Below are 8,886 nucleotides of genomic sequence, written 5' to 3'. Positions count from 1 at the left end.
TTTGCGGCGGTTGTTTCGGGTGGGGTGGGTCTGCGTCCCCCTCAGCCGCGTCGCGCTCCTACTCCTGCCCGCCGAGCTCGGTGTAGACGTCGGCGGCGTTGTCCTGCGTGACGAGCTGGGTCTCGAGGATCTGCTCGGTCTCGACCTCCTCGCAGTTGATGAGGATCTGCTCGGCCGACTCGACGGCCTCGACGCCGCCGGTCGGGTAGACGAACGTGGCCGAGAGACGGCCCTCCTCGACGGCCCGGATACCACCGGACGGGATCGGGAGCCCGTCGATGCCGATGAACTCGATGTCGCCCTCGCGGCCGGCGGCCTGCGCGGCCAGGTAGGCGCCCTCGGCCATCGGGTCGTTGTGGGCGTAGAAGACGTCGATGTCCTCGTTGGCCTGGAGGATGCCCTCGGCCTGGCTCTGGCCGAGCTCGCGCAGCCAGTCGCCGGTGCCCTCGGCGATGATCTCGATGCCGTCCGTGCCCGCGATGCCCTCGCGGAAGCCCTCGGCCCGCTCCTGCGCGGGCGTCGAGCCGGGCAGGCCGGCGAGCTCGGCGACGGTACCGCCGTCGGGCAGCAGCTCGGACGCCACGTACTCGCCCGCGGCGCGGCCGATCTCGAAGTTGTCGGCGCCGATGTACTGGGTGAAGGCCTCGCCCTCGACCCGGCGGTCGAGCACGATGACCGGGATGCCCTCGTCGTAGGCCCGCTGGACCACGTCGGTCAGCGGCGCGGCCTCGTTGGGGCTGATCATCAGCAGGTCGATGCCCTGGGTGAGGAAGTTCTCGACGTCGGAGACCTGCTGCGCGTTGTCCTGCGCGGCGTCGGCGAAGACGACCTCGAACTGGTCGATCTCCTCGGCGGCCGCGCGGATGTCGTCGTCCATCTGCTGGCGGTAGGGCTCGGCCACGTTGGCCTGGCTCATGCCGATGAGGTACTCGCCGTCGGCGCCGGCGCACTCGCCGCCGCCACCGCCGCCACCGGACCCGGCCTCGCCGCCGTCGTCCACGCCGGGTGCGTCGGACTCGGTGCCGCACGCGGCGGTCAGCATGATCGCGCCGCCCGCGAGGACCGCCGACCAGCGCCGTCGGGCAAGAGTGTTGCGTGTTGTCATGACGTACCTCCTGTTAGGTGCGCGCACGGAAGGTCTGGATGCCCGCCGCGACGATGATGATGAATCCGGTGATGAGGAGCTGGATGTTGGAGTCGATGTTGTTGAGGGCGAGGACGTTCTTGAGGATCCCGATGAGCAGGGCGCCGGCGACCGTGCCCGCGACCGTGCCGACTCCGCCCATGAGGCTCGTGCCGCCGATGACGACCGCCGCGATGGCGTCGAGCTCGTAGCTGATGCCGGCGTTGGGACTGCCCTGGTTGAGCTGGCCGGCCTGGATGATCCCGGCGAGGCCGGCGAGCATGCCGGCGATGGCGAAGACCGCGATCTTCACCCGGCGGACCGGCACGCCGGACAGGCGGGCGGCGCGCTCGTTGCCGCCGATGGCATAGACGTGCCGGCCGAACACGGTGTTGCGGGCCACGAGGATCGCGATCACCGCGACCGCGAGGAAGATGAGCGCCGGGATCGGCACGGTGCCGTTGAACGTGCGCGAGTTGAGCAGGGCGAACGAGTCCGGGGCCGTGCCGGAGCCCTCCCCGTACGCGATGGGGATGCCCTGGCCGCCGGACCAGATGCGCGCGATGCCGCGGGCGATCTGCAGGCCGGCGAGCGTGACGATGAAGGCCTGTATCCCGAACGTCGCGGTGATCGTCCCCTGCAGCGCGCCGAACGTGGTGGCCAGCGCGAGGATGATGAGGACGGCCGGGACCACGCCCATCTGGTTGACCATGAGCAGGCTCGCCACGCCGGTCGCGGACATGCCGAGCACCGAGCCCACGGACAGGTCGATGCCGCCGATGAGGATGACGAAGGTCATCCCGATGGCGATGATCCCGATCTCGGACGTGGCACGGACGATGTTGAGCAGGTTGTCGCTGCCGAGGAAGACGATCTCCCCGCCGCGCCTGGGCGAGAACGCGATCGCGGCGACGAACACGAGCAGGAGGGCGACGTAGCTCTGGAGGGCGAAGAACTTCTCCGGGATCCGGATCCGCCGGCGCTTCGGGGCCGCCGAGGACCCGGACGTGCCCGACGACGACGGACCCGTCGTCGTCGGCGTCCCGCCGTCCCCGGCCCCGGCCCCCGCCGACGATCCCGTCGCCGTGGCACCCGCGGCGCTCGCCCCCGCGGTCGCCGGACCTGCACCTGTCCTGTCGTTCATCGGTTCTCCCCCGTCTCCTCGACGCTGGTGGTGGCCGCGGCGGCCACGGGCCGGCGGTGCTCCATGCCCGCGGCGGCGAGCAACGACTCCTCGGTGGCCTCGTCGGCGTCGACCACCGTGACCACGCGCCCCTCGCGCAGCACGGCGATGCGGTCGCACGCCCCGATGAGCTCGGGGAGCTCCGAGGAGGCCATGACGACGGCCACGCCGTCGGCCGAGAGCTCCGCGAGGAGGCGGTAGATCTCGGACTTGGCGCCGACGTCGACGCCGCGCGTGGGCTCGTCGAGCAGCAGCACGCGCGGCTCGCGCAGCATGTTGCGGCCGAAGACGACCTTCTGCTGGTTGCCGCCGGACAGCGTGCGCACGATCGTGTCCTGCGAGCGGGTCTTGATCCGCAGCGACTCGACGGCGCGGGTGACGGCCGCGCGCTCCTTCGTCCGCGAGCGCCAGCCGAGGGTGGCGAGGCGCTCGAGGACGCTGATGGCGATGTTGGCGCCGACGGTGGCGTGCATGTTGAGCCCGGCCGCGCGCCGGTCCTCGGGGACGAACCCGATGCCGTGCGCCATGGCGTCACGCGGGGAGCGGATCGTCACCTTCTCGCCGTCGAGCTCGACGTCCCCGCGCAGCCGTGAGCCGCCGAGGCCGAAGACCGCCTCGAGGAGCTCGCTGCGCCCGGCACCGAGCAGTCCGGCCAGGCCGAGGACCTCGCCCCGGCGGACCTCGAGGCCGATGCCGTTGGGCTCGCTGCGGGAGATGTCGACCCCGCCGTCGAGCCGGAGGTCGCGCAGTCGCAGCCGCACGTCCGGCTCGGGCTGGACGCGGTCGGGGTAGACCTGGTCGAGGGGTTTGCCGATCATCAGGCGGATGACGTCCGAGGGGCTCGTCGTCGCGACGTCGAAGGTGCCGACGTTCTCGCCGTCCCGCATGACCGCGCCGCGGTCCGCGATCTGGGCGATCTCGTCCATGCGGTGGGAGATGAAGATGACAGCGACGCCGCGGCGCCGGAGCCCCGGGACGATCTCGAAGAGGCGGGCCACCTCGGTCTCGGAGAGCGCGGAGGTGGGCTCGTCCATGACGAGGATGCGGGCGTCCTGGCGCAGCGCCTTGGCGATCGCGACCATCTGCTGCTCGCCGACGCGCATCGTGCCGACGTGCCGGGACGGCGAGATGCGGATACCCACCTCGTCGAGGAGCTCCTTCGTCTCGCGCTCCATGCCGCGGCGGTCGAGCAGGCCGAGGCGGCGCTTCTCCGCTCCGAGGAAGAGGTTGTCGGTGACGCTCGCGCCGGGCACGAGGTCGAGCTCCTGGTGGATCATCGCGACGCCCGCGTCCTGGGCGTCCGACGGCGAGGCGAAGCGGCGCTCGGTCTCCCCGACCACGATCCGGCCGGCGTCCGGCGCGACGACGCCCGCGAGGACGTTCATCAGGGTCGACTTGCCGGCGCCGTTCTCCCCGAGCAGCGCGAGCACCTCGCCGGAGCGGACCTCGAGGTCCACGCCCTTGAGGGCATGGATGCCCCCGAAGCTCTTGGCGATGCCGGTCATCTGGAGGACTGGTGTCCCGTGACCCGGCTGGTCGGTCGACCGCACGCTACCCCCGTTGGTAGTTCGGTATCTGTAATCGATTACTTTCTGGCACGTTACGCTCCCGCCCGGTGCGGCGCAAGCACGTTCCGCCGGAGCGTCGCCTGGCGCCGCCCGGTCATGTCCCCAGGTCGAGGACGTGCCGCTCGGGCTCGCCCGCGGTGCCGCGGATCCGGTCGACGAGTCGCTGCGCGGCGGCCACGCCCATCTCCCTGGGGTTGAGCGGGACCTGGGCCACGTCCGCCACGTCGGAGGTCGCGAAGGGGAGATCGCCGATGATGCCGACCTCGATGCGCGGGCCCGACCAGCCGGCGAGGATCTGGAGCACGCCCACGCCGACGAGGTTGTTGGTCGCGAGCACCGCGTCCGGGGGCCGGTCGCCCGCGAGCAGCTCGGTCATCGCCGAGCGTCCGCCGTCGACCCGGAAGTTCGCGTGGACGAGCCGGTCGGCCGGCCACCCCGCGTCCTCGAGCGCGGCCCGCCAGCCGGCGGCGCGCTCGACCGCCGTCGTGGTCGAGCGCGGCCCGGTGATGCAGGCGATGTCGCGATGCCCACGCGCGATGAGCTGCTCGGTGGCCTGCCGACCGAGCGCGACGTTGTCGAACAGCACGTGGTCGACCGCGCACCCCACCTCGCGGTCGATGACGACCACCGCCCGGGAGCGCCGCACGAGTCGCGAGAGGTCGGGGGCCTCGCCCGCGGGCGCGAGGATGATGCCCGCCATGTTCTCGGACTCCGCCACGGCGAGGTAGCGGCGCTCCTTCTCGTCGTCGTCGTCGGTGTTGCACAGGACGAGCGAGAGGCCGGCCGCCTGGGCCACGTCCTCGACGCCGCGGGCGACGGACGTGAAGAACGGGTTCTCGACGTCGGGGATGATGAGCGCGACGACGTCGCTCGACTGCCGACGCAGGGAACGAGCCGTCCGGTTGGCGCTGTAGCCGAGCTCGTCGACCGCCCGGCGGACGGCCTCCGCGAGGTCGTCCCGCACCTTCGCGCCGTTGAGGACGCGGGAGACGGTTGCGGTCGACACACCGGCGCGCTCGGCGACGTCGACGATGCGGGTCATGCCTGGCCGCCCTGGACGGGTTCGACCTGGACGGGGTCGACCTGGGCGGGGCCGCCCTGGACGGGGTCGACCGCCGCGAGCCGTGCGGTCTCGGCGGCGGTGGGCGCGGACGGCGCGCCGCCGGGACGCGTGACGGACAGTGCGCCGGCGGCGTTGGCGAGGCCGATGGCGGTGTCGAGGTCATCGCCGAGCGCGAGGCGGGCGGCGAGGTTGCCGCAGAACGCGTCCCCCGCGCCGATCGTGTCGACGACCTCGACGCGGTGGGCGTCGAGCCGGCGGGGGGCGGCGTCGGAGTCGACGACGAGGACACCCGCGCTCCCGCACGTCACGACGACGACGCACCCCGAGGAGCGCCGCAGCGCGAGGGCGGCGTCCGCGAGGTCCGGCTCCCCCGGGACGAGCTGACCGAGCTCGACCTCGTTGGGGACGAGCACGTCGACGAGGTCGAGGATCTCGCGCGGGACGTCGACGAACGGCGCGGGGTTGAGGACGACCCGGGTGCCGGCGCCGCGGGCGATCTCGGCCGCGAGGCGCACCGCGGGGAGCGGGATCTCGAGCTGGAGGAGCAGGACGTCGGCGCTCTCGATGGTCGCCCGGGCCCCCTCGACGTCCTCGGTGGTCACGGCCTCGTTGGCCCTGGGCACGATGATGATCGAGTTCTGGCCACCCTCGACGACCACGGGCAGGCCGACGCCGGTGCCGTTCTCCGCGTCGCTCGCCACCCCGGCGGCGTCGATGCCCTCGGCGGACATGAAGTCCCGGAACTCGGTGGCGAAGTGGTCCTCGCCGACCCGGCCGACGGCCGCCGTGCGCGCCCCGGCCCGGGCCGCGGCGACCGCCTGGTTGAATCCCTTGCCCCCGACGAACGTGGCGAAGCCCGTGCCGACGAGGGTCTCGCCCGGCGCGGGGCGGCGCGGCGCGGTCGCCACCATGTCGTACATGAAGGAGGCCACCACGCATACCTGGGCCCGTTCGGTGTGCGTCATCGTCACGTCCGTCGGTCGCTCGGAAATCGATTACTCGCGAACGTTAAGCCGGTGCGCCGCCGCTGGTCAACCCTGGTCGCGCCCCGGCGCGCCGCCTTCTTTCACGCGTGAGGGGATTTCCCACGACGAACGAGGGGGCACGCTCCCTGCACTCGTGCACGGGTCCCCGCACTCGTGGTCGGCCGAGCGCGCTCCCTGTCGGTCAGCCGCGCACGCCCCCGAGCGCGCCCTCGTGGGCGAGCAGGGCGTGCTTGACGTCGAGCCCGAAGTAGTAGTTGCCCAGCGTGTGGTCGGCCTTGAGGATCCGGTGGCAGGGCACGACGACCGGCAGCACGTTGCCCGCGCACGCGTTGCCGGCCGCCTGGTAGGCGGTCGGGCTCCCCGCCGCCGCCGCCATCTCGCCGTAGGTCGCCACCCCGCGCACCTCGCGCATGGCCGTCCACACGCGCTGGGTGAACGCGCCGCCGGGCTGGCGCACCTCGAGCGCGTCGAGCGCCTCGATCTCGCCGGCGGCGTACCGGCCGAAGGCCGCGACCACCCGGCCGGTCGCCGCCGTGGTGGGCGTGCCGGGCGGGGCGACGTCGTCGGGCCCCAGCCCGAGCCGCCCGAGGATGTCGTCCGCGCCCCAGAAGGACGTGCCCCGCAGGACGCCGGTGGTCGCCTCGACGACGACGGTCAGGTCGCCGGCCGGGCTCGGCACGGTGAGGACGTGCAGCTCTTCGCTCATGATCTCTCCAGGTCGTCGGTCCACAGGTGGGTGGTGGCGTAGGCCCGCCAGGGGCGCCAGGCTTCGGCCCGGGCGGTGACGGCGGGCGGGTCCAGGCGCGCGGCAGGCGAGGTCTCGGGCCGCAGGTCGGACAGCGCATCGGAGCGCGCATCGGAGCGCGCATCGCGCGTCGCGTGGAGCCTGCGGGCGAGGGACCGGCGCAGCACGAGGTCACCGGGCGGCAGCGCGTCGGGGTCCCCGAGGCCGCGCAGCGCGAGGAGGTCGACCGTCCACGGCCCGATCCCCGGGACGTCGAGCAGGCGCGCCCGCGCCTCGTCCCGGTCGGCGCCGGGGCCGAGGTCGAGGCCGCCGGCGACGAGCTCGGCCGCGGCGTGCACGGTGCGGGCGCGCGCGGCGGGGATCCGGACGGCCGTGCGGATCGCCTCGGGACCGGCGGCGGCGAGCGCCTCGGCGGCGGGGAACAGGCGCGGGGGCGCGTCGTCGTCGGCCGGCTCGTCCATGTCCTCCGCGCCCGGGACCCGCTCCCCCAGCGCGTCCGCGAGCCGGCTCGAGAACGTCCGGGTCGCGGCGAGGGAGACCTGCTGGCCGAGGATCGCGACGACCAGCGTGCGAAACGGGTCGAGGCTGCCGAGCACGCGCAGCCCCGGCCGCGCGGCGACCAGCGGGGCGAGCATCGGGTCGGTCCGGAGGTGCTCGTCGACGGCGAGGGGTTCGGCGTCGAGGTCGAGCCACCGCCGCACGCGCGCGACGACGAACGGCAGGTCCGCGAGGTCGACCAGCCCGACCCGCAGGGCGACGTGTACGCGGTCCCCGCCCCACGGCGTCCCGTCCGCGGGCGCGGCGAGCGCGGGCAGCGCGACGCGGACACGGGCGGAACCACCGGGCGCGCGTAGTACCGCCCACGCCGAGGCTCCCGCCCCCTCGACGCCGGCGATCGCGTGCTGCGCGATCGTGCCGGCCAGGCGCGGGCCGTCGAACGGGGGCCGCACGCGCAGGCGGAGGGTGAGGGTCGCTCCGCCGTGCGGCAGGCGGTCGGCTGCGGCTCCGTCGTCAACGCCGCGCGACGACCCCGACATCCGCGGCGCCCGCGCCCGCACCTCGGTCGGCGACCCGCCGAGCTCCGCGCGGACCACGTCGTTGAACTGCCGCACGGACGCGAACCCGGCGGCGAACGCCACGTCGGTGACCGCGAGGTCCGTCTGCTCGAGCAGCGTCCGTGCCGTCTGCGCGCGGCGCGTCCGGGCGAGACCGAGCGCGCTCGCCCCGAGCTCGCCGGTCAGCAGCCGGTGGAGCCGGCGCTCCGTCAGCCCGAGCCGCGCGGCGAGGCCGGGGACGCCCGCCTCGTCGACGACCCCCGCGCCGATCATCTCGAGCGCCCGGCCGACGAGCACCGACGTCTCCCCCGGCGCGCGCCGACCGGGGAGCGTGTCCGGCCGGCAGCGGCGGCACGCGCGGAACCCGGCGGTCGCGGCGGAGGACGCGGTGCGGAAGAACCGGCAGTTCTCCGGCCGGGGCATCCGGGCCGGGCACGAGGGCCGGCAGTACACGCCCGTCGACGTCACGCCGAGGTACACGCGGCCGTCCCACCGCGTGTCACGCGAGCGGCACGCCGCGTACGCGGCGGTGTCGTCGATGGGGTCCATGCGGAAAGCATGCAGGACACCGACACCCTCTACCGGCGGTTTTCGGACAGGGCGGTGGGCGGGCGCCGGTCGGGCGGGCGGGTGGCCCGCCACCGCGCGGGCCGCCACCGGTCAGCGGGCCCGGGGCACGCTCAGTGCGTGTTGTCGTAGATGTGCACGAGCGCGTCGAGGAGCCGCTGCCACGCCTTCTCGACCTCGCTCGGGTCGCTCAGGTGCGTCGTGTGGTGCACCGTGACCGCGGTGCCGAAGCCGTCCGGCTCGAGAGAGATGGTCACCTGGTCGAACTCCGGGTCGGCCGGCGGCGCCTCACCCTCGGGCAGCCACGTGACGACCTGGCGCGCGGGCGGGTCGCTCTCGAGCAGCCATCCGCTGACGGCGATGCCCCAGGAGCGGGACGCGATGCGGTACCGACCGTCCACCCGTTCGGGCAGGTCGAAGGTGACGTCGCCGGCATCCGCCCACCACCACGGGCGCATCCCGACGTCGACCGTGAACGCGCGCCACACCTCGGGTCGCGGTGCGTCGACGGTGACAGTGACCTCGATGTCGTGCGACATGCCGACCTCGCTTCCGTGCGGGGAGGAATGGCCACCACCGTAGCGCCCGGGCGGTCG

At 73.9% G+C, this 8,886-nt stretch carries 8 protein-coding genes; all 8 read right to left on the bottom strand.

The window, feature by feature from the left end; all coding sequences use genetic code 11:
* Positions 1 to 58: 58 nt before the first annotated feature.
* The 8 genes from ACPYO6_RS13545 to ACPYO6_RS13510 all read right to left on the bottom strand — a co-directional run bounded on the left by ACPYO6_RS13545 (position 59) and on the right by ACPYO6_RS13510 (position 8,829).
* Positions 59 to 1,105 carry a substrate-binding domain-containing protein gene (locus tag ACPYO6_RS13545; protein ID WP_425715275.1) on the bottom strand — a complete coding sequence of 349 codons (1,047 nt, stop codon included), beginning with the start codon at positions 1,103 to 1,105 and terminating at the stop codon, positions 59 to 61.
* Positions 1,106 to 1,118: 13 nt separating this feature from the next.
* Positions 1,119 to 2,267, bottom strand: coding sequence for an ABC transporter permease (locus ACPYO6_RS13540; protein WP_425715274.1), 1,149 nt, complete (start codon positions 2,265 to 2,267; stop codon positions 1,119 to 1,121).
* Entirely contained in the window at positions 2,264 to 3,811 is a 1,548-nt protein-coding gene (locus ACPYO6_RS13535) for a sugar ABC transporter ATP-binding protein (protein ID WP_425715273.1), read from the bottom strand. Before ACPYO6_RS13535 ends, ACPYO6_RS13540 begins: the two co-directional genes overlap by 4 nt.
* Positions 3,812 to 3,968: 157 nt before the next feature.
* Positions 3,969 to 4,916, bottom strand: a complete 948-nt coding sequence (locus ACPYO6_RS13530; protein ID WP_425715272.1) for a LacI family DNA-binding transcriptional regulator — start codon at positions 4,914 to 4,916, stop codon at positions 3,969 to 3,971.
* Positions 4,913 to 5,902 (bottom strand): ribokinase, encoded by a 990-nt coding sequence (locus ACPYO6_RS13525; protein ID WP_425715271.1) that lies wholly within the window; start codon positions 5,900 to 5,902, stop codon positions 4,913 to 4,915. The genes ACPYO6_RS13530 and ACPYO6_RS13525 overlap by 4 nt, the downstream gene beginning before the upstream one ends.
* A 202-nt stretch (positions 5,903 to 6,104) precedes the next feature.
* Positions 6,105 to 6,629: a methylated-DNA--[protein]-cysteine S-methyltransferase gene (locus ACPYO6_RS13520; RefSeq protein WP_425715269.1), complete on the bottom strand. Its 525-nt coding sequence runs from the start codon at positions 6,627 to 6,629 to the stop codon at positions 6,105 to 6,107.
* Positions 6,626 to 8,272 (bottom strand): DNA-3-methyladenine glycosylase 2 family protein, encoded by a 1,647-nt coding sequence (locus tag ACPYO6_RS13515; RefSeq protein ID WP_425715268.1) that lies wholly within the window; start codon positions 8,270 to 8,272, stop codon positions 6,626 to 6,628. Before ACPYO6_RS13515 ends, ACPYO6_RS13520 begins: the two co-directional genes overlap by 4 nt.
* Positions 8,273 to 8,403: 131 nt before the next feature.
* Entirely contained in the window at positions 8,404 to 8,829 is a 426-nt protein-coding gene (locus ACPYO6_RS13510) for an SRPBCC family protein (protein WP_425715267.1), read from the bottom strand.
* Between the last annotated feature and the right edge of the window lie 57 nt (positions 8,830 to 8,886).

It is taken from the genome of Georgenia sp. Z1344 (genome assembly GCF_049856295.1).
In the GTDB taxonomy this organism is placed as follows: Bacteria; Actinomycetota; Actinomycetes; order Actinomycetales; family Actinomycetaceae; genus JB111.
The sequence above is the reverse complement of the archived record's forward strand: the minus strand, read 5'-3'. Positions and strand labels throughout refer to the sequence as shown.